The organism is Magnetospirillum sp. XM-1 (genome assembly GCF_001511835.1).
Classification (GTDB): Bacteria; Pseudomonadota; Alphaproteobacteria; order Rhodospirillales; family Magnetospirillaceae; genus Phaeospirillum.
On record NZ_LN997848.1, the window covers coordinates 3,330,447 to 3,350,234 of the forward strand.

General features: G+C 65.6%; 23 protein-coding genes. 11 read left to right on the forward strand and 12 right to left on the reverse strand.

The genetic code is table 11. From position 1 onward, the window contains the following. Window positions 1–36: 36 nt before the first annotated feature. From XM1_RS15400 to XM1_RS15410, 3 genes are read right to left on the reverse strand one after another with little or no spacing between them, the layout of a single operon-like run. Window positions 37–819 (reverse strand): iron chelate uptake ABC transporter family permease subunit, encoded by a 783-nt coding sequence (locus tag XM1_RS15400; RefSeq protein WP_068434981.1) that lies wholly within the window; start codon window positions 817–819, stop codon window positions 37–39. Next, complete coding sequence (locus XM1_RS15405; RefSeq protein WP_068437908.1) at window positions 812–1,588, reverse strand: ATP-binding cassette domain-containing protein; 777 nt, start codon at window positions 1,586–1,588, stop codon at window positions 812–814. Before XM1_RS15405 ends, XM1_RS15400 begins: the two co-directional genes overlap by 8 nt. 11 nt (window positions 1,589–1,599) lie before the next feature. Then, window positions 1,600–2,082, reverse strand: a complete 483-nt coding sequence (locus XM1_RS15410) for a Fur family transcriptional regulator (protein ID WP_068434983.1) — start codon at window positions 2,080–2,082, stop codon at window positions 1,600–1,602. Between the two features lie 66 nt (window positions 2,083–2,148). Between XM1_RS15410 and XM1_RS15415 the strand changes: the two genes are divergently transcribed. The 4 genes from XM1_RS15415 (at window position 2,149) to XM1_RS15430 (ending at window position 5,172) form a co-directional block, all read left to right on the forward strand. Beyond that, window positions 2,149–3,063, forward strand: a complete 915-nt coding sequence (locus XM1_RS15415) for a zinc ABC transporter substrate-binding protein (RefSeq protein WP_068434985.1) — start codon at window positions 2,149–2,151, stop codon at window positions 3,061–3,063. A 32-nt stretch (window positions 3,064–3,095) separates the two neighbouring features. Further along, window positions 3,096–3,494 (forward strand): phosphoribosyl-AMP cyclohydrolase, encoded by a 399-nt coding sequence (gene hisI / locus XM1_RS15420; RefSeq protein ID WP_068434986.1) that lies wholly within the window; start codon window positions 3,096–3,098, stop codon window positions 3,492–3,494. A gap of 123 nt (window positions 3,495–3,617) precedes the next feature. Beyond that, window positions 3,618–4,664 carry a GTP-binding protein gene (locus tag XM1_RS15425; RefSeq protein WP_068434988.1) on the forward strand — a complete coding sequence of 349 codons (1,047 nt, stop codon included), beginning with the start codon at window positions 3,618–3,620 and terminating at the stop codon, window positions 4,662–4,664. Window positions 4,665–4,941: 277 nt separating this feature from the next. Beyond that, window positions 4,942–5,172 carry a hypothetical protein gene (locus tag XM1_RS15430; RefSeq protein WP_068434990.1) on the forward strand — a complete coding sequence of 77 codons (231 nt, stop codon included), beginning with the start codon at window positions 4,942–4,944 and terminating at the stop codon, window positions 5,170–5,172. Between the two features lie 482 nt (window positions 5,173–5,654). On the opposite strand, the gene XM1_RS15435 is transcribed toward XM1_RS15430, so the two are convergent. Further along, complete coding sequence (locus XM1_RS15435; RefSeq protein WP_068434992.1) at window positions 5,655–6,317, reverse strand: hypothetical protein; 663 nt, start codon at window positions 6,315–6,317, stop codon at window positions 5,655–5,657. After that, window positions 6,307–6,753, reverse strand: coding sequence for a hypothetical protein (locus tag XM1_RS15440; protein ID WP_068434994.1), 447 nt, complete (start codon window positions 6,751–6,753; stop codon window positions 6,307–6,309). The genes XM1_RS15435 and XM1_RS15440 overlap by 11 nt, the downstream gene beginning before the upstream one ends. A 176-nt stretch (window positions 6,754–6,929) precedes the next feature. Between XM1_RS15440 and istA the strand changes: the two genes are divergently transcribed. Further along, window positions 6,930–8,426, forward strand: a complete 1,497-nt coding sequence (gene istA / locus XM1_RS15445) for an IS21 family transposase (RefSeq protein WP_082700336.1) — start codon at window positions 6,930–6,932, stop codon at window positions 8,424–8,426. Next, window positions 8,423–9,262: an IS21-like element helper ATPase IstB gene (gene istB, locus XM1_RS15450; protein ID WP_068429053.1), complete on the forward strand. Its 840-nt coding sequence runs from the start codon at window positions 8,423–8,425 to the stop codon at window positions 9,260–9,262. The genes istA and istB overlap by 4 nt, the downstream gene beginning before the upstream one ends. A 669-nt stretch (window positions 9,263–9,931) precedes the next feature. On the opposite strand, the gene XM1_RS15455 is transcribed toward istB, so the two are convergent. Together XM1_RS15455 and XM1_RS23515 are read right to left on the reverse strand one after the other, a co-directional pair. Further along, entirely contained in the window at window positions 9,932–11,848 is a 1,917-nt protein-coding gene (locus XM1_RS15455) for a propionyl-CoA synthetase (RefSeq protein WP_068434996.1), read from the reverse strand. Between the two features lie 305 nt (window positions 11,849–12,153). After that, entirely contained in the window at window positions 12,154–12,327 is a 174-nt protein-coding gene (locus XM1_RS23515; protein WP_082700549.1) for a YdcH family protein, read from the reverse strand. Between the two features lie 133 nt (window positions 12,328–12,460). Between XM1_RS23515 and XM1_RS15460 the strand changes: the two genes are divergently transcribed. Then, a complete protein-coding gene (locus XM1_RS15460; RefSeq protein WP_082700550.1) occupies window positions 12,461–13,036 on the forward strand; it encodes a UbiX family flavin prenyltransferase in 576 nt (191 codons plus the stop codon). Between the two features lie 135 nt (window positions 13,037–13,171). Here the strand turns inward: XM1_RS15460 and XM1_RS15465 are convergent, their stop codons facing one another. After that, the gene (locus XM1_RS15465; RefSeq protein ID WP_068435000.1) at window positions 13,172–14,257 is read right to left on the reverse strand and encodes an ATP-dependent 6-phosphofructokinase; all 1,086 of its coding nucleotides are present in this window, start codon (window positions 14,255–14,257) and stop codon (window positions 13,172–13,174) included. 94 nt (window positions 14,258–14,351) lie between these two features. Between XM1_RS15465 and XM1_RS15470 the strand changes: the two genes are divergently transcribed. The 4 genes from XM1_RS15470 to XM1_RS15485 all read left to right on the forward strand — a co-directional run bounded on the left by XM1_RS15470 (window position 14,352) and on the right by XM1_RS15485 (window position 16,150). Next, window positions 14,352–14,558 carry a YdcH family protein gene (locus tag XM1_RS15470; protein WP_068435002.1) on the forward strand — a complete coding sequence of 69 codons (207 nt, stop codon included), beginning with the start codon at window positions 14,352–14,354 and terminating at the stop codon, window positions 14,556–14,558. A gap of 9 nt (window positions 14,559–14,567) precedes the next feature. Then, a complete protein-coding gene (folK, locus tag XM1_RS15475; RefSeq protein ID WP_068435004.1) occupies window positions 14,568–15,062 on the forward strand; it encodes a 2-amino-4-hydroxy-6-hydroxymethyldihydropteridine diphosphokinase in 495 nt (164 codons plus the stop codon). Window positions 15,063–15,130: 68 nt separating this feature from the next. After that, window positions 15,131–15,673 (forward strand): hypothetical protein, encoded by a 543-nt coding sequence (locus XM1_RS15480; RefSeq protein WP_068435006.1) that lies wholly within the window; start codon window positions 15,131–15,133, stop codon window positions 15,671–15,673. Window positions 15,674–15,742: 69 nt separating this feature from the next. Beyond that, window positions 15,743–16,150 (forward strand): dihydroneopterin aldolase, encoded by a 408-nt coding sequence (locus tag XM1_RS15485; RefSeq protein ID WP_369816006.1) that lies wholly within the window; start codon window positions 15,743–15,745, stop codon window positions 16,148–16,150. Window positions 16,151–16,163: 13 nt separating this feature from the next. On the opposite strand, the gene XM1_RS15490 is transcribed toward XM1_RS15485, so the two are convergent. The 4 genes from XM1_RS15490 to XM1_RS15505 form a co-directional block, all read right to left on the reverse strand. Further along, window positions 16,164–16,427, reverse strand: a complete 264-nt coding sequence (locus XM1_RS15490) for a hypothetical protein (protein ID WP_068435010.1) — start codon at window positions 16,425–16,427, stop codon at window positions 16,164–16,166. Between the two features lie 4 nt (window positions 16,428–16,431). Next, window positions 16,432–16,809, reverse strand: coding sequence for a cyclophilin-like fold protein (locus XM1_RS15495; RefSeq protein WP_068435012.1), 378 nt, complete (start codon window positions 16,807–16,809; stop codon window positions 16,432–16,434). Window positions 16,810–16,912: 103 nt separating this feature from the next. Next, a complete protein-coding gene (locus XM1_RS15500; RefSeq protein ID WP_068435014.1) occupies window positions 16,913–18,109 on the reverse strand; it encodes an acetate/propionate family kinase in 1,197 nt (398 codons plus the stop codon). Window positions 18,110–18,206: 97 nt separating this feature from the next. Continuing rightward, complete coding sequence (locus tag XM1_RS15505; RefSeq protein ID WP_068435016.1) at window positions 18,207–19,616, reverse strand: bifunctional enoyl-CoA hydratase/phosphate acetyltransferase; 1,410 nt, start codon at window positions 19,614–19,616, stop codon at window positions 18,207–18,209. Window positions 19,617–19,788 lie beyond the last annotated feature (172 nt).

Below are 19,788 nucleotides of genomic sequence, written 5' to 3' on the forward strand. Positions count from 1 at the left end.
ACCGCCGCTTGCATTGGGCAAGGCCATCCGCTCGCTTCATCGCCTGGGAATCGCGCGCGACAGCAGGAAAAGCGCCGTCGCCACCGTGACGATGCTCGGTCCCGACGGCGTATCCCACTGCCAACTGCCGCCCAGTCCGAACGCCGTGGCGGCCAGCCCAGCCCCCGCCGCCACCAGGGCCATCTGTTCCGGCGTGCGGGCCAGCCGGCGGGCGGTCGCCGCCGGGATGATCAGCATGGCGCTGACCAGCATCACGCCGACCACCTTCATGGCCGCCGCCACCCCCAGCGCCACCAGCAGCATCAGCAGGGCACGGGCGCGGGCGACCTTGTGTCCCTCGACCACCGCCAGATCCTCGTCCACCGCCGCCGCCACCAGGGTGCGCCACTGGGTGGCCAGGACCGACAGGATCAGCCCCGCCCCGCCCCACAGCCACAACAGGTCGTCGGCGGTCACCGCCAGGATGTCGCCGAACAGCCAGCCCATCAGATCGACCCTGACCCGCTCCATCAGGGAAAGCAGCACCAGTCCCGCCGCCAGCGAGCCGTGGGCCAGGATGCCCAGCAGGGAATCGATGCCGCTGGCCCGGTCAGCCTCGGCACGCGCCAGGATCAGGGCGGCGACCACGCACAGCGCCGCCACCCCGGCCAGGGGCGCCACGCCGAGCAGCAGTCCCGCCACGATGCCCAGCAGGGCGGAATGGGCCAGCGCGTCGCCGAAATAGGCCATGCGGCGCCAGACGACGAAGCAGCCCAGCGGCCCCGCCACCAGGGCCACCGCCGCGCCGGCCAGCAGAGCGCGCAGCAGGAAGTCATCCATGGCGGCACCCCGGCCCGTGAACGTGCCCGTGGGCCTCTGCCCCGCCCTCCAGCGGCATGACCGAACCGTCGGCGCCGTGCCCGTGGTCGTGGGCATGGGTGTAGATGGCTAGGCTGGCCGCCACCCGGGGGCCGAACAGCGCCAGGTATTCGGGATGGCGGCTGACCGCCTCGGGATGGCCGGCGCAGCACACATGGCGGTTCAGGCAGACCACGTGGTCGGTGGCGGCCATCACCACATGCAGATCGTGCGAGACCATCAGCACGCCGACGCCGTGGTCGCGGGCCTGGGCGGTGATCAGGTCATAAAGCTCGGCCTGCCCCGCCACGTCGACGCCGCCCACCGGCTCGTCCAGCACCAGGAGGTCGGGGCGGCGCAGCAGGGCGCGGGCCAGCAGAACCCGCTGCAATTCGCCGCCGGACAGGTCGGCCACCTGGCGCCCCAGCACATGGCCGGCGCCTACCGTGTCCAGCATGTCCTCGAGCGTGCCGTTGCCCACCCGCCCCGGCAGGGCCATGGCCAGGAAGCGCCGCACCGACAGCGGCAGCAGCCGGCCGATATCCAGGCGCTGGGGCACGTAGCCGACGATGGCGGCGCTGCGCTCCACCGTTCCCGCGTCGTGACGGAGCAGCCCCAGCGCCACCTTGAGCAGCGACGACTTGCCGGCTCCGTTGGGCCCCACCACGGTGATGATCCGCCCGGCCTCCACGCCCAGATCCACGCGGTCGAGCACCGGATGCCCGCCATGGGTCAGACGCACGCCGGACATCTTTAGCAGGGTCACGGCGCATCCCCCTTAGCCCGGCAATCCGGGCACAGCCCCTCGATCTCGATGGTCTGGCGCGCCACGCTAAATCCCAGGCGCCCGGCGGCCCGGCCGATGGCGTCATCCACCTCGCGGTCCTCCAGTTCCACCGCGATGCCGCATTCACCGCACAGCAGGAACTGCCCGGCATGGGCATGGCCCGGATGGACGCAGCCGACAAAGGCGTTGAGTAGGGCGATGCGATGGACCAGCCCATGGGCCAGCAGGAAATCCAGGGCGCGATAGACGGTCGGCGGCGCCGCCGACCACCCCTCCTTGCCCAGGGATTCCAACAGGGCATAGGCCCCGACAGGCCGGTGGCTGCCCCATACCAGTTCCAGCACCCGGCGGCGGATGTCGGTCAGCCGGGCGCCACGGCGACGGCATTCCTCCTCGGCCGCCGCCATGGCGGCGCGGATACAGGCGCCGTGATCGTGCTGGGGAACCGGAAAGCTCATCCTTGTCGCCACCGAAATGTTATATTATAACGTTCCATCCATTCCATCATGGCACGGAGCGCCCTTATGCGGAAGACCCTGGCGACAGCCCTTCTCCTGTTCGGCCTTGCCGCCCCGTTCTCCCCCGTCCGGGCCGAGGCGCCGGATGTGCTGGTCAGCATCAAGCCCCTGCACTCCCTGGTGGCGGCGGTGATGGCGGGCGTGGGCGAACCCGGCCTGATCGTGGCGGGCAGCGCGTCCCCCCACGGCTACGCCATGAAGCCTTCCGACGCCCGCGCCGCCGAAAGAGCCAAACTGGTGGTCTGGGTCGGTCCGGCCCTGGAATCCTGGTTGGAACGCCCCATGGCCCGGCGCAAGGACGGGCTGGCCATGCTGTCGCTGCCCGGCCTGATCCGCCTGGACGCCCGCGAGGGCGGAGCCTGGGACAGCCACGACCACGACCACCACGGCAAGCATCAGGACGAGACCGACCCCCATGTCTGGCTCGATCCGCGCAACGCCCAGCTGCTGGCCGGGGCGGTGGCCGAGCGCCTTGCCGCCCTCGACCCCGCCAACGCGCCGCGCTACGCCGCCAACGCCGAAGCCTTGAAGCGGCGGCTGGCCGCCCTGGACGCCGAGATCGCCGCCCAACTGGCCCCGGTGGCCAAGCGGCCCTATGTGGTGTTCCACGACGCCCACCAGTATTTCGAGGCGCGCTACGGCCTGTCGCCGGCCGGAGCCATCACCGTCGATCCCGAGCGTCCGCCGGGCGCCAAACGCATGGCCCAGCTGCGCGACCGGTTGAAAGCGACGGGAGCGTCCTGCGTCTTCGGCGAGCCGGGCGCGCCGTCGGCCACCGCCGCCGCCCTGGCCGAGGCGGCGGGTGCCAGGATGGGGCGGCTGGACCCGGAAGGCCTGCTTGTGGCCGCCGGCCCCGATTCCTATGTGCAGCAGATGAAGGGACTGGCCGGCGCCCTTGCCGAGTGCCTTTCCGCCCGCTAAACCCTTAGCCTCCCGTTGGAGAGGTTTCCGTCATGCCCGCAATCGATTCCGCCGCCGTGCTGCCCAAGCTCAAGTTCAACGCCGATGGGCTGGTGCCCGCCATCGCCCAGCAATTCGACACCGGCGAGGTGCTGATGATGGCCTGGATGAACGCCGAATCGGTGGCCGAGACCCTGGAAACCGGCCGGGTCTGCTATTTCTCGCGCTCGCGCGGCGGATTGTGGCGCAAGGGCGAGACCTCGGGCCAGCAGCAGCGGCTCAAGGACTTCCTGATCGATTGCGACGGCGACACCATCCTTCTGAAGGTGGACCAGGACGGCGTCGCCTGCCACACCGGCCGGCGCACCTGCTTTTACACCGCCGCCCGGGCGGAAGGCCTGACCGAGGTGGCGAAGGTGCAGGTCTCGCCCGAGGAACTGTATAAGAAGTAAATTGGGCTATCGCCCAAACCCATTCGGGGCGATGCCCCGAACCCCCTTTGATTATTAGAATGGGGTTTGGGGCCGAGGCCCCAAGCGGGTATGGGCGGCAGCCCATATAACGGAGTTGCACGCATGAGCCTCATTCCCGTCACCGTCCTGACCGGCTTTTTGGGCAGCGGCAAGACCACCCTTTTGAACCACCTGCTGGCCCAGCCGGGTCTGGCCGACACCGCCGTGCTGATCAACGAGTTCGGCTCGGTGGGCCTCGATCATCTGCTGGTGCGTCAGGTGGCCGAGGATGTGGTGCTGCTGCAATCGGGCTGCCTGTGCTGCACGGTGCGGGGCGATCTGGTCGAAGGCATGCGCGACCTGTTCATCAAGCGGGTGCGGGGCGAAATCCCCGAATTCAACCGCATGATCATCGAGACCACCGGCCTGGCCGACCCCGCCCCCATCATCCACACCCTGATGAGCGATCCGCTGATCTCCAGCCGCTACAAGCTGGACGGCATCGTCGCCACGGTGGACGCGGTCAACGGCGACCGTACCCTGGACGCCCAGGCCGAGGCGGTGAAGCAGGCGGCGGTGGCCGACCGGCTGGTGCTGACCAAGGCCGACATCGCCGATCCCGTCGCAGTGGAGGTGTTGCGCGCCCGGCTGCGCCGCCTCAACCCCGCCGCGCCGATCATCGTCGCGGTGCAGGGCAAACTGGAGCCCAGGGACATCCTTGATGCCGGGCTGTTCAACGCCGGGAGTAAAATTCCCGATGTGGCCGGTTGGTTGAACGAGGAAGCCTACCGCGCCCACCAGCACGCCCATCACGACCACCATCATCACCACGATGCCAACCGCCACGATGCTCACATCCAGGCATTCGTCTTCACCGCCACCGAGCCGGTGTCGTGGATGGCGCTGGGCTTCGCGCTGGAGCTGATGATCTCGTCCAAGGGCGAAAATCTGCTGCGCATCAAGGGCATCGTCAACGCCCGCGAATCCGAGGACCCGCTCGCCATCCACGGGGTGCAGCACGTCTTCCATCCCCCCGCCCCCCTGCCCGGCTGGCCCGACGACGACCATCGCACCCGCATCGTCTTCATCACCCGCGACCTGTCGCGCCAAGCGGTGGAAGACCTGCTGAAGGGCGTGCTGGCCCTGGACGAAACCCAACAATCCCACTAGATCGCTCGGAATTACCGCGTCGCACATTAAAATCGTTTGACTGCGGAATCCCTGCTTGTTAGTCTTATTCCAGATGTTGACCTCCCCCGAGGTCAGCCTCCCTCTCTAAGCAACTTCCACCGCCCCGGCCCACAGGTTCGGGGCGGATTTTTTTGTCCTACGTCCAACGTATGCAAACAATTCGGCGAACCTATCCTTTTGCGCAACACGCGAAGCGATACATCCCGCCGCCGCCGGGTTATCATGATTTCAGCATGAAGGAGTGGAAGGACGAATCATGGCACGGTCCCTCGACTGCACCTGCCTCCAGGGGTTGGACCTGGCCCTGAAATGGGCCAGCCATCATTGCGACCCGGATCTGGTCCGCTGCACCGCCTCCGTCGCCCACGACTGCCTGCACCGCGACGATTGCCGCCAACGCGCCGCCTGCGACCTCCGCCTCAACCAGATCGACCACTGGCTGGCCGAGAACGGCGACGAAAAAGAAATGACCGTGTGGACCGGCTAGAAAGCCCCTTGTGGGCGCCGCCCACACCCGCAAAGGGCCCAAGGCCCTTTGATCCCGTTGGTTTTAGCCGTTTCCACACTCGTCGTGCCCGGACGTGTTCCGGGCATCCACGTGGATGGCCGGGTCGAGCCCAGTGCTGTCCGGTTTAAATTTCCATGAGAGCCCCGAATGGCGGAGCCAATGCGGGTTTGATCCGGTCATGGAACACGGATGGACACGGATGATCACGGATTATGGAAATCCCATATGGTCATTCTGGGGCAGGGTCGGGGAGGTAGCCGGAAACAAGAGCATTTCCGTGTTTATCCGTGAGCGGTGCGAAGCACCGCATCCGTGACATCCGTGTCTCATGACTCCACGTCTGCCGCCTCAAATTAAACCGGACACCAGTGGGACGAGCCCGGCCATGACGCAAGGTGATGCTTCTTATGCCCCCTACTCCCGCTTCACCAGCCCGGTAACGGCCGCGACGCCGATACCGCTCAGGAACCCCACCCCAAGGCGATGTGAATCCAGGTGTAGACCTTGGCGATCCACCCATTGTGAGCGTAGAATTCACTCTGATCCTTGCGCACCTTCTCGGTGGCCGGGCGCCATTCGGATTCCTGATGCAGATCAACGAAGGGGAAGAACACGTCGACGGAATAGATGAAGGCGTTGAAGCGCGGATATTGCGGCGGTAACGCACCCTCCTGGTACTTCTCGCTCATGTAGACCCGTTCCTTAGCCGGAACCATGGCAAAGTGCCGGTCGGTGTCGCTGTAGATGCCCCAGCCCAGCGCCCAAACCGCCAGGACATAGGGCAACACCCGCCAGGGCTCATAACCATGGCGGGTCAGCTTGTCCATCAACCACAGCCAGATCACATGCAGCCATTGGGGACCTGTCCCGGCAGCCTGTCGCTTGCGCCGGGCATAGTCCCGCTCCTTCTCGATCAAAATCCGCCGGGCCTCCCCAGCATGGCCCGTGGCCTTCAGGACCTTTGCCAATTGCTCGTAGGGCTGGGGATCGAATTTTTCGGTATTTTGCCGCCGACCAAGCCACACCAACCGCTCTTCCGCCGTCTGGGGTGATCCGTGACCGATACTGTCATAGGTCAGGCCGGTGAGGATCAAATCGGGCCAGCAGGCGGCCTCATCGACCAAAACCCCGATCGTGGCATGCTTGATCGGCCACGCCCTTGGCCGAGAATCCGTCGCGCAAAAACACCCCACCCTTGACCTCCAGGCGATCGGCGTTCATGGCATTACCCTCACCGCCATCCAGAGTGGCGCCATTACATTCGAGGTTGCCACCGATCTTAGCGCCGGCAAGAAAGACACGTCCCGTGATGGTGGAGCGGCGAAGGAAGAGGTCATTGTCGACCTTCAATCCTCCGCCCTCGATGCCGCCGATTAGGGGGCAGACCTGAAATCCCAAATCCATGGCTGTGGCCCGGCGCAAGGTAATGCCGTCGGCGATGGTGCAGGCGCCGAGCAAAAGGGGGCGCGGCAGGGTGCAGCCTTCAAAGTCCAGGCGGCCCTGGATGGTGGCGCCCGTGATCCTGAGCCCCTTGGGGGGGCCTTTTTCGGCGAGGGCCAATGTGCGTATCCACGCGGCGGAGATCACATCTGCGCTGGTGAATGTCGCCCACTCCCCGGTGTGTGCGCGCCGGAGAGAAAGTAGGCCACGGATCGGCGCCGTTGTGGTGCTGAGGGCGGCGTAAAAGTCGGCCAGTGATATGCCCTTCGTTTCTGATGATGACGAAGGGCGGGAGCATGAAGCCCGTGGATCTTTATCTGTTGGTGCGGCAATCGGTCTTCGTTGAAGGCCGGTCCCGGCGAGAGACTGCGCGTTTATTCGGCATTGCGCGCAAGACGGTAGACAAGATGTGCGCGTTTTCGGTGCCGCCGGGGTATCGGCGGAAGGAGCCAGCCGCACGGCCGAAGCTGGACAGGTTCACCGGGATCATCGACCAAATTCTGGCCAATGACCCCAAGATGCCGGTGAAGCAGCGACATACGGCAAAGCGGATCTTCGAGCGTCTCAAGGCCGAGCACGGGTTCACCGGCGGCTACACCATCATCAAGGAATATGTGGCCGAGCAGCGGCTTCGATCGAAGGAGATGTTCGTGCCGCTATACCATCCGCCCGGCCATGCGCAGGTGGATTTCGGCGAGGCGCTGGCCGTAATCGGCGGGGTGGAGTGCAAGATCCACTTCTTCTGCATGGACCTGCCGCACTCTGATGCGACCTTCGTAAAGGCGTATCCGGCGGAGACCACCGAGGCGTTTCTGGATGGTCACGTGGCCGCGTTCGACCGTTTCGGCGGCCTGCCGGTGTCGATCCTCTACGACAACACGACGCTGGCGGTGGCCAAGATTCTCGGCGACGGCAAGCGGAAGCGGACGAGGGCCTTCACCGAGCTGCAGTCCCACTACCTGTTCACGGATCGCTTCGGCCGTCCCGGCAAGGGCAATGACAAAGGCAAGGTCGAGGGGTTGGTGGGCTACGCCCGGCGTAACTGGATGGTGCCCAAGCCGGTGGCCGCTGATTTTGACGCGTTCAATGCCATGTTGCTGGCTCGCAGTCTGGAGCACCACGGCGATGTGCTGCGGGGCCACCACCAGACCATAGGTGAGCGGCTGGCCGCTGATCTTGCTGTCTTCCGTCCATTGCCTGCCGCCCCCTTCGAGCCGTGCGACAAACGCCCCGGCCGGGTCAGTTCGCTCAGCCTGGTGCGCTACCGCTGTAACGACTATTCGGTGCCGACCCAGTTCGGTCACCGCGAGGTGCTGGTGAAGGGGTTTGTCGATGAGGTGGTGATTGCCCACGGCAACGAGGTGATCGCCCGTCATCCCCGGTCATACGACAGTGCCGACTTCGTGTTCGATCCCCTGCATTATCTCGCCCTGCTGGAGCAGAAGACCGGCGCACTGGACCAAGCCGCTCCACTCCAAGGATGGCAATTGCCCGATGTGTTCGCCGAGTTGCGCCGCCTGCTGGAAGCCCGCATGGACAAACGTGGCCGACGGGAGTTCGTTCAGGTTCTGCGACTGCTGGAGGTCTTCCCGCTGGCGCCGGTGACGGCGGCGATCAGGGATGCCATCGAGCGCGGCGCCATCGCCTTCGATGCCATCAAGCACCTGACCTTATGCCGGATCGAGCGGCGTCCGCCGCGACTGGATCTGTCGGCCTATCCCTTCCTGCCTGGCACGGAGGTCAAGACCACGGCCGCCGCCGATTACATGGCCTTGCTGGGAGAAGCGGCATGACGACATCCGCCGAGACGGCTCTGCCGCAGGTTCTGCTGGCCCATCACCTGAAAACCCTCAAGCTGCCGACCTTTCTGCGCGAATACGACAAGCTGGCCCAGCTCTGCGCCGCCGAGGGCGTCGACCATCCCCGCTATCTGCTGCGGCTGGCTGAACTGGAGCTGATCGAGCGGGAACGACGGACGGTCGAGCGCCGCATCCGAGAGGCCCGGTTCCCAGCGGTCAAATCGCTCGACAGCTTCGACTTCACCGCCATCCCGTCGCTCAACAAGATGCTGGTGCTCGATCTGGCGCGTTGCGACTACATCACCCGGCGCGAAAACGTCATCGCGCTGGGCAATTCCGGCACCGGCAAGACGCACACGGCCCTAGCCCTTGGGCTGGCGGCCTGCCAACACGGCTTCTCGGTCGGCTTCACCACTGCGGCCGGACTGGTCAGCCAGATGATGGAGGCCCGCGATGAGAAGCGTCTGCTCAAGCTCCAGAGCCAGATCCAAGCATACAAGCTGCTCATCATTGATGAACTGGGCTACGTGCCACTGTCGCCCACCGGCGCCGAACTGCTGTTCGAGGCGTTCAGCCAACGCTACGAACGCGGCTCCACCATCGTCACCTCGAACCTGCCATTCGACGAGTGGACTTCGGTGTTTGGCTCGGAACGTCTGACCGGCGCACTGCTCGACCGTCTCACCCATCACGTCCACATTCTGGAGATGAACGGCGAGAGCTACCGTCTTGCGCATTCCAAGGCACGGCGACGGAAGGCCGCTTCGCCCGGATCAACCACACCACCGGACATCATCAATCCAGACACCGGCGAGATCATCACCCCCTGACCACCACGCGAAATCAGCGGCCGAAAATGCGAAGGGGGGCCGATCGGCCCCCCTTCGCATTTCCCCCATCCCAACCACCGGGTGGCTCCCTTTTGCTCCGGCGTGGTGGCTCCCTTTCTCTCCGGCGTTGACACCGGTGGTGGCGGCGCTTTCCAAGTACGTATTGAGTGTTTTGTCTGCCATATCATCCCCCGTAACGGGTTGGCTTGGCCGAGAGCGGGGAGGTTGGCAAGGAGAGATCAGGGCTGGAGGCGGTTACCGGGGATAAACCACAGAGACACAGAGGGGGCGCGGAGGAATAAAACCGGGAAAGCCGTCACCCTGAGCTTCAGGCATCCGGGGCGGCGGCTTCACGCTGCAAGATGCTTCGCTCCGCTCAAGCCATCACAGTTCTTTTTCTCTGCGCCTTCTCTGTGTCTCTGTGTTCAATCACCGCATCCCCGCGATGATCACCCAAGGGGCCCTCACCCTCCCGGCCTGATGGCCGGGCCCCTCCCTCTCCCGCAAGCGGGCGAGGGGGATAGAAATGGACCAGGGATGCGCGAAGGGACGAGTCCCTTCGCCCTTTCCCCCCTTCCCCCAACGACAACGGCCCCCGGATCGCTCCGGGGGCCGTGCCCTCACCCCTGCCCTCTCCCGCAGGCGGGAGAGGGGGTAACAGGGAGCCGCTTATTCAGCGGTTTCCTTGCGGGCCTTGGCGTAGCCGACGCTTTCCAGCGATTCGCCGATCTCTTCCAGGATGGAGGGATCGTCGATGGTGGCGGGCATCTTGTAGTCCTGGTTGTCGGCGATCTTCTGCATGGTGCCGCGCAGGATCTTGCCCGAGCGGGTCTTGGGCAGGCGATTGACGACGGTGCAGGTCTTGAAGGCGGCGACGGGGCCGATCTTCTCGCGCACCAGCCTGACCACCTCGGCGATGACCTGGTCGTGGGGCTTGGTGACGCCGGCCTTGAGGCAGATGAAGCCCAGCGGCAGCTGGCCCTTCAGCTGGTCGGCGACGCCGATGACGGCGCATTCGGCCACGTCGGGGTGGCTGGCCAGCACTTCTTCCATGCCGCCGGTGGACAGGCGGTGGCCGGCGACGTTGATGATGTCGTCGGTGCGCGCCATGACGTAGGCGTAGCCGTCCTCGTCGATCATGCCGGCGTCGGCGGTCTTGTAGCAGCCCGGGAATTCCGAATAGTAGCTGTCGATGCAGCGCTGGTCGGCATTCCACAGGGTGAGCAGGGCGCCGGGGGGCAGCGGCAGGCGGACCACCAGCGAGCCGACCTTGCCGGCCTCGCAGGGCTGGTGGCCTTCGTCGAGGACTTCCAGGCCCCAGCCGGGAACGGGCTTGGTGGGCGAGCCGGGCTTGATGGGGAATTCATGCAGGCCCAGGCAATTGGCGGCGATGGCCCAGCCGGTCTCGGTCTGCCACCAGTGGTCGACCACCGGGACCTTCAGGTTGTCGCGGGCCCAGTTGATGGTGTCGGGGTCCGAGCGCTCGCCGGCCAGGAACAGGGCGCGGAAGCTGCTGAGGTCGTACTTCTTGATCAGCTCGCCGTTGGGGTCTTCGCGCTTGATGGCGCGGAAGGCGGTGGGCGCGGTGAACAGCGAGGCCATCTTGTACTCGCTGATCATGCGCCAGAAGGCGCCGGCGTCGGGAGTGCCGACCGGCTTGCCCTCGTAGACCACGGTGGTCGAGCCGTTGAGCAGCGGGCCGTAGCAGATGTAGGAGTGACCGACCACCCAACCCACGTCGGAGGCTGACCAGAACACCTCGCCCGGCTTGATGTTGTAGATGTACTTCATGGACCACATCAGGGCGACCATGTGGCCGCCGTTGTCGCGGACCACGCCCTTGGGCTGGCCGGTGGTGCCCGAGGTGTAGAGGATGTAGAGCGGATCGGTGGCCTTCACCGGCACGCAATCGGCAGGCTTGGCCTTGGCGCAGACCTCGACCCAGTCGAGGTCGCCGGCCTTGTCCATCACGGCGGCCGCCTGGGGGCGCTGGAACATGATGGTGTTGCCGGGCTTGTGCTCGGAGATGGCGATGGCCTCGTCCAGCATGGGCTTGTAGGGCAGGACCTTCGAGCCCTCGATGCCGCAGGACGCCGACAGGATCACCTTGGGTTTGGCGTCGTTGATGCGGGTGGCCAGCTCGGTGGGGGCGAAGCCGCCGAACACCACCGAGTGGATGGCGCCCAGACGGGCCACGGCCAGCATGCCGATTACGGCCTCGGGGATCATGGGCATGTAGAGCAGGACGCGGTCGCCCTTGGTCACGCCCAGCGCGGCCATGGCGCCGGCCAGGCGCGACACCTGGTCCTTCAGCTCGTCATAGCTGATCTTGCGCTTGGTCTGGGTGACCGGGCTGTCATAGATGATGGCGGTCTGCGGCCCACGGCCCTGCTCGACGTGGCGGTCGACGGCGTTGTAGCAGGTGTTGGTCTCGGCACCGACGAACCAGCGATAGAACGGCTTGTTGGAATCGTCCAGGACCTTGTCCCAGGTCTTGTACCAATGGATGTCCTTGGCCGCTTCTCCCCAGAACCCCTCCGGGTCCTTCAGCGACTTGTCGTAGGCTTGCTGGTATGCGTTCGTCATGTCGGACAGGTCCTCTGCTTTGCCACTCCCATGGGGGGCTTTCCGCCCCTCCGTCTGAGCGGGAGAATGCCGTAATCAGGCTAATTTTGCAAAGGTGCATTGCGGGGGCGCATAAGCATTTTCACACACCCTGGGCCAACAATGTTTTCACATTGTTTCACAATAGGTTATCGAACGATCCTCACCCATTCGCAAGGTTCGCATTTTTCCGCGGTCCGGCGGTAAATATTGCAATTTGTGAATTCGGCAACAGGCGGCCGAATGAAATAAGGGGCCGGGAAAACCCGGCCCCTTGATCGCCTTCCTCAGTGAGGTCCGGAGCCGATGCGGCTCAGCTCGTCCTTGATCAGCAGTTTCTTGCGTTTGAGATCATGGATCTGGGTATTGTCCGGCAGCGGGCGTCTGGTTTCCGACTCGATGGCGTTTTCCAGAGCGGCATGCTTGGCTTTCAAGGACTCGACACGGTCATGAAGGCTCATTACGGTCCTCCCTATGGGGTGGGTGACCTTGGAATCTTATTCCTCCTGTCACGGAATTGTCAGCAGGGAAATTGCCCTGCCCATCCTCCTGGACTAAGGTTCTTACCCCAACCTCATACCGCCACGAGGATTAATCGCCTTGAACGCCCATCCGCCCCGCCTGATCGTAGGAATTAGTGGAGCCTCGGGGGTGGTTTACGGCATCCGCGCCCTCGAGATGCTGGGCCGCCTCGGGGTCGAATCCCATCTGGTGATGAGCCGGGCCGCCGAGGTGACGCTGTCCCACGAAAGCGACCTGAAGCTCGCCCAGGTGCGCGCCCTGGCCACCAAGTGGTACAAGGCCGAGGATATCGGCGGCGCGCCCGCTTCGGGCTCGTTCCCCTCGCTCGGCATGATCGTGGCGCCCTGCTCCATCCGCTCCATGAGCGAGATCGCCACCGGGGTGACCACCTCGCTGCTCACCCGGGCCGCCGACGTGGCGCTGAAGGAGCGCCGCCGGCTGGTGCTGATGGTGCGCGAGACGCCGCTGCACACCGGCCATCTGCGCTCCATGCTGCAATTGTCGGAAATGGGCGCGGTGGTCGCTCCCCCCGTCCCGGCCTTCTACGCCAAGCCCGAAAGCCTGGACGACATGGTCGAGCACACGGTCGGGCGCATGCTCGACCTGTTCGGGCTCGATTGCGGGACGATCCGGCGCTGGGGGGAATAGGCCCCTTATGCCGTCATCACCGGGCTCGTCCCGGTGATCCACGCGGCAACGTCGGAACATCCTTCGAAGCAATGAGATAGACGGAACCGCGTGGATGGCCGGAACAAGTCCGGCCATGACGGAAGAATCGGCTCCCTACATCTCGCCGATATAGATGCCCAGGCCGCGCGCCGTCTGGGCCAGGGTGCCGTAGGGATCGATGGCCCGGGTGATGCCGGCCACGTCGGTGATGGGCACGTCCACCACCTGGCCGTGCTGCCAGGCCACCATGCGGCCGAGCTTGCCCTGGGCGATCAGGTCGACGGCATACACGCCGAAGGCCGAGGCGATGATGCGGTCGCGCATGGCGGGCATGCCGCCGCGCTGCACGTGGCCCAGCACGGTAACGCGGGTTTCCGCCTCCACCGTCTCGGCAAGGCGGGCCGCCAGATACTGGCCGATGCCGCCATAGCGGGCCTGCCCGCCGCTCTGCAGCTGGGTCACCGCCTGGCCCGTCTCGGTCTTGCAGCCCTCGGCCACCACCATCAGGGCATGGTTGCGCCCTTCTTCGCGCACCTCGGCGATCTTCTTGGCGATGCCTTCCAGGGTATAGGGAATCTCGGGGATCAGCACCACGTCGGCGCCGCCGGCGATGCCGGCGTTGATGGCGATGTGGCCGACGTCACGGCCCATGACCTCGAGGATCATCACGCGGTGGTGGCTGGCCGCCGTGGGCGCCAGGCGGTCCATGGCCTCGCCCGCCACGTTGAGCGCCGTGGCGAAGCCGATGGCGTAGTCGGTGCAGGCCACGTCGTTGTCGATGGTCTTGGGGATGCCGACCATGGGAATGCCGCCCTGGCGGCACAGCTGGTTCAAGATGCGCATGGAGCCGTCGCCGCCGATCACCACCAAGGCCTGGATGCCCAGTTCCTTGTAGCCGTCGACGAAATCCTGCGAGCGGTCCTTCTTGGTCCCGTCGGGCATGGGATAGGCGAAGGGATCGCCCTTGTTGATGGTCCCCAAGATGGTGCCGCCCAGGCGCAGCATCTCGTCGTTGACCGATTTCAGGTCGAACTCGACGAAGTTGAGGGGGCGGTCCATCAGTCCCAGGCTGCCGTCCCGGATACCGAAGACCTGCCAGCCGTAATTGCGGATGGCGCGATGAACCACGGCGCGCAAGGCCGCGTTCAATCCGGCGCAGTCGCCGCCGCTGGTCAGAATTCCGATACGCTTGGCCGCCATACCCCAACCTCCTCTTTATCCTACCTTACCCATACCGTTTCCGGACGAGTTCTGCTACCCTCCAGCCACTTAAATCCTAGCTTCGTCCAGCCCCATGATCGATGACAACCTTGAAGAAGTCCGCCGTCAACTGGCGGAATTGAAGACCGAGCACCGCGACCTGGACGACGTGATCTCCCGCGTTTCCGATGAAGCGCCGTTCGATCAGTTGCGCCTGCAGCGGCTGAAGAAACGCAAGCTGCATCTCAAGGACGAGATCGCCCGGCTGGAAAACCTGCTGATTCCCGACATCATCGCCTGACGCTCCATCATGACATTGGTTCACCTCGGCCTCGGCACCAACCTTGGCGACCGGCCCGCCAATCTGCGCGCCGCCGTGGAGGCGCTCGCCACGCTGGGCACCGTCGCCGCCTGCTCCCAGGTCTGGGAGACGGCCCCGCTCTACGTCACCGACCAGCCGGCCTTCCTCAACATGGCCGTGGCCCTGGCCACCACGCTGCCGCCGAGCGACCTGCTGGCGCGCCTGAAGCGCATGGAGGACGAACTGGGCCGGGTGGCGTCGGTGCGCTATGGGCCGCGCCTCATCGACCTCGACATCCTGCTCTATGGAGATGTGGTGATGGAGGACGAGACTCTCACCCTGCCCCATCCCCGCCTGCACGAACGCCACTTTGCCCTGGCCCCCCTGGCCGAGATTGCCGGGCCGTGCCTGCATCCCGCACTGGCCGCCAGCGTCGCCACCCTGCTCGGCCGCCTGCCCGCAGCCGACGACGTTCGAAGGATCGGCCCTCTCTCGACACTATGACCTTGTCGCCGCCCCCGGTCGCAATTACATCCTTGTGGTATATGCCTATGGACTTAAGGGGCGCAGCAATGGGTGCATCCGTCTACTATCCGGCGTCCGATATCCAAGATTCCCAAATCCTCGCCTACGAGATTTGCGGCCGGGACCGCATCGTCGCCATGAGTCCGGGCTGGGCGAACGGCAACACCCGGCATCCCGCCCTTGGCCGCAGCCTCTGGGATCTGCTGGGCAACGGCAACATCGCCGACATCTACCGCGCCCTGGTGACCGAGACCCGAAGGACGGGTATGGGCCAGTGCTTCACCTTCCGCTGCGACGACTTCAATACCCGGCGGGTAATGTCCATGGCCATGGTGCCCGTCGGCGACGGCGGCATCCGTTTTTCCAGCCGTCCCATCGCCGAGGAGCGCCAGGACAGCGCCGCGTTCATCCGGCGGCACCGCGCCATGCCGCTCAGTGTGGACATTTGCCCGAAATGCGGGGGCATCAAGGTGGAGGATCAGTGGCTTGCCGCGGGATCGGCGCTGGAGTCGCTGGGCATCTTCGCCGACGACCTTCCCTTCCGCACATGGCCGGCTCATTGCCCGTCCTGCGGCCCCAACGGACATTGACCACTTGCGCGCCGCGCTCGGTAAGCGCTATGACCCTGCTTTCCAAGCCTGAGGAAAGTCGAAGTGTTCGTGAGCCGCAGTCAAGCCGAGACCCCGCAGCCGGGCGAAGCGCCGGTCCGCCGCCTCTATCGCATCCTGGTCCGTGATCTGGTGCTGAAATGCTCCATCGGCATCCATGCCCATGAATTGCTGGCGCCCCAGCGGGTCCGCATCAACGTCGACATGAGCGTGCTGGAACAGGCCGGGCCGTTGAGCGACGACATCGCCAACGTGGTGTCCTACGAGGACGTGATCGACGGCATCAAGGCCATGCTGGCCGAGGGTCACATCAATCTGGTGGAAACCCTGGCGGAAAAGATCGCCGAGCTGTGCCTCGCCGACGACCGGGTGGAAACCGCCCGCATCCGGGTGGAAAAGCTGGACGTCTACGCCGAGGCCGCCTCGGTCGGCATCGAGATCGAACGCGGACGCAGATAGGGGCGCGGCCGGCCTACCGGGCCGGCAGTTCCTCGACGGTCACCGACGAGCGGCCCGACGGCGAGGCCGGAGCGCGGGCCGGCGGCGGCGGTTCCTCCTCGGTCCGGGATTGGGCCTGGCTTTGGGGCGCGGACTGGGACGCGCTTTGCGGCCCACCCTGATTGCGCTTGTCCCATTCCTTGACGCCATGGGCGGCCAGTTCGGCGACGGCGCAGCCCGACAGCCCCGCCATCAGCGCGAAAACGGCAAATACCCGCAATGCGGCCCGGAACGGCATGCCCCTACTCCGCGGCCGCTTCGACCCGGACCAGCTCCCCCGCCTCGACCTTGGCCAGAAAGGCCAGCGAATCGCCGGTGCGGCCGAAGATGTTGGCGGGAACCGCCAGACGAATCTCCTCGCCCTCGGAACACGGCGTCGGGCCATAGCCGATGACGATGGATTCCCCTTCATGGCGAAAAGCCAGCTCCCCCGCCTCGACCACGTCGCGGGCGTGGTCCTCGCGGTCGGCGTGGACGGGGGCCTGGAAGTAGACCTCACCCTGCCAGATGGCGGCGCGGGCCTCGAACGGCACCGCCGCCAGGATCGCGTCCGCCGTCCCCGTGTCGTAGAGGTCGACGTGCAGGACATGGTGTCCGATGGAAATCTTCAGCTTACGCATGCCTTCGCGGTCCCGGCTGGTTCGGTGTCATGGCTTCACTGTGCCATTTCCCAAGGGAATTGACCAGAAGCACAATAGCCATACCATATGTAGTGGTTTCAGCCTAGTCGCGCAAGCTCCACAAGACCTCGCGGGTATGCTCGGCGATCATCATCTCCTCGTCGGTGGGAATCACCCAGACCGCCACCTTGCTGTCCATGGCGCTGATCAGCTCGGCCCCGCCATCGGCGTTGGCTTCATCGTCGAGGCGGATGCCCAGCCATTCCGACAGCTGGCAGACCTTGGTGCGCACCGGGGGCGAATGCTCGCCGATGCCGGCGGTGAACACCAGGGCGTCCAGGCCCCCCATGGCGGCGGCCAGCGAGCCCAGCTCGCGGGCGATGCGGTAAGCGAACAGCTCCACCGCTTCCGCCGCGTGGGGTTCCGAGCTTTCCAGCAGCACCCGCATGTCGTTGTTGAGCCCCGATACGCCCAGCAGGCCCGACTGCTTGTAGAGCAGATTCTCGATCTCCTTGGCCGTCATGCCCTTCTGCTGCAGCAGATAGAGCACCACGCCGGCGTCCAGCGTGCCGGTCCGCGTGCCCATGGGCAGGCCGTCCAGCGCGGTGAAGCCCATGGTCGACGCGACGCTCTTGCCGCCCTTGATGGCGCACATTGAAGCGCCCGAGCCGAGATGGGCCACCGCCACCCGGCCACGGGCCTGGGCAGGCGCCAGCTTGGCCAGCCGGCGCGAGATGTATTCGTAGGACAGGCCGTGGAAGCCGTAGCGCTTCACGCCCTCGCCGGTCAGGGCGCGCGGCAGGGCGAAGGTCTGGGCCACCCACGGATTGGAGCGATGGAAGGCGGTGTCGAAGCACGCCACCTGCGGCAGGCCGGGATGGACCTTGGCCAGCGCCCGGATGGGGGCCAGGTTGTGGGGCTGGTGCAAGGGCGCCAGGGGCACCAGCTGCTCCAGCTCGGCCATCAGGTCGTCGTTGATCAAGAGCGGATGGGAATAGAGCGAGCCGCCATGCACCACGCGATGCCCGGCCACCTTCAGCTCGGCCCCGTCCAGATGGGACTCGATCCAGCCGATCATGTGCTTGAACAGCGCCTCGTGGCTGAGATTGGGCTCGTCCGGCCAGCGGTCCTCGGCCAGGACCGTCCCGTCGGGCGACTTGGCGATGAAATGGGGGGCGACGTTGATGCCCTCCACCTGCCCCTTGGACGACAGCTGCGGCTCGTCGTCGCCCTCGGAGATGTACAGCGAGAACTTGATGCTGGACGAGCCGGCGTTGATGACCAGGATACCTTCACGCATATGTCCCAAACTCCGTTGGTGACCGAGTCACCGGTTCCAGCCGCCATTGAGGCGGCGGCCAAGCGGGCGAAAGCCCGCGCCCGGCGAGGGGCTTTAATTACTGCGCGGCGACCGCGCCCTTGGCGCGGCGGGCGTGGGCGAACAGGACGGCGACCGCGCAGGACGCCAGGCGGGCCTTGGCGCTGTCGGCGCGGCTGGTCAGCACGATGGGGACGCGCGCGCCCAGCACGATGCCGGCCGCATCGGCGTCGGCCAGGTAGGACAGCTGCTTGGCCAGCATGTTGCCGGCCTCGAGATCGGGCACCAGCAAGATGTCGGCGCGCCCCGCCACCGGCGAGGTGATCTTCTTGATCTTGGCCGCCTCTTCGCTGATGGCGTTGTCGAAGGCCAGCGGCCCGTCCAGCTGGGCGCCGGTGATCTGGCCGCGATCGGCCATCTTGCACAGGGCCGCCGCCTCAATGGTGGAGTTGATCTTCGGATACACCGTTTCAACCGCCGACAGGATGGCCACCTTGGGCAGCTCGACGCCCAGCACGTGGGCCAGCTCGATGCAGTTCTGCAGGATGTCGGCCTTGTCCTCCAGCGTCGGGTAGATGTTGATGGCCGCGTCGGTGATCAGCAGGGTGCGCGGATAGGTGGGCACGTCCATGACGAAGACGTGGCTGATGCGCCGCGCCGTGCGCAGGCCCTTATCCCTGGACGCCACCTCGTGCATCATCTCGTCGGTGTGGAGCGAGCCCTTCATCAGGGCCTCGGCCTCGCCCGAACGGCACATGGCCACCGCCTTCTCGGCGGATTCGTGGGAATGCTGGGTGTCGACGATGCGCAGGCCCGTGATGTCCAGGTTGAACTCCTTGGCCACCGAGCGGATCTTGGCTTCCGGTCCGATCAGGATCGGGTCGATCAACCCCAGCTTCGCCGCCTCCACGGGGCCTTCCAGCGACACCTGGTCGCAGGGATGGCACACCGCCACCGAAATGGGCGCCAAGGGCGCGCAGCGGGCGATGATGTCCTCGAACACGTGATGGCGACGGCGCAGCGCCACCTCGGACAGCTCCATGCGCGGCTGCACCAGCTTCTCGGCGGGGGCCGAAACCCGGGCCCGGCCGGCGAACACCGTCTCGCCCCGCTGGTTGGTTCCCTTGCAGTCGAGCGCGATGTCCTGCGGCGCGATCTTCTCGGTCACCGTCACGGTGACGGTCAGGGTGTCGCCCACCTCGACCGCGCCGGCGAAATCCAGCTGCTGGCTGCGATAGACGGTGCCCGGCCCCGGCAGCTCGTTGCCCAGAAGCGCCGACAAGAGCGAGCCGCCCCACATGGAATGGGCCACCACCTTGCGGTGATGGGCGAATTTTTCGGCGCTTTCAACGCTGTAATGGGTGGGGTTGAGGTCCCCGGTGGCGACGCCAAACAGCTCCACGTCCTTCATGGAACAGGTGCGCGTCAGGCTTGCCGTGTCGCCCACCTTGATCTCGGCGAACGTGCGGTTCTCCATCATCTCAACCATGCCCGGTCCCCTTCGACACATACCGACGAAATAATATTGCAGCGCGAAACTATAGACCCGATCCGCCGCGCCGCACAATGACCGGTTCATGACTAAGGTCAACGCCGTATGCATGTGGGGGATATGCGGGATAGCCCTTACAAGATGTTGCGGCGCACCATGGAAGAGGACT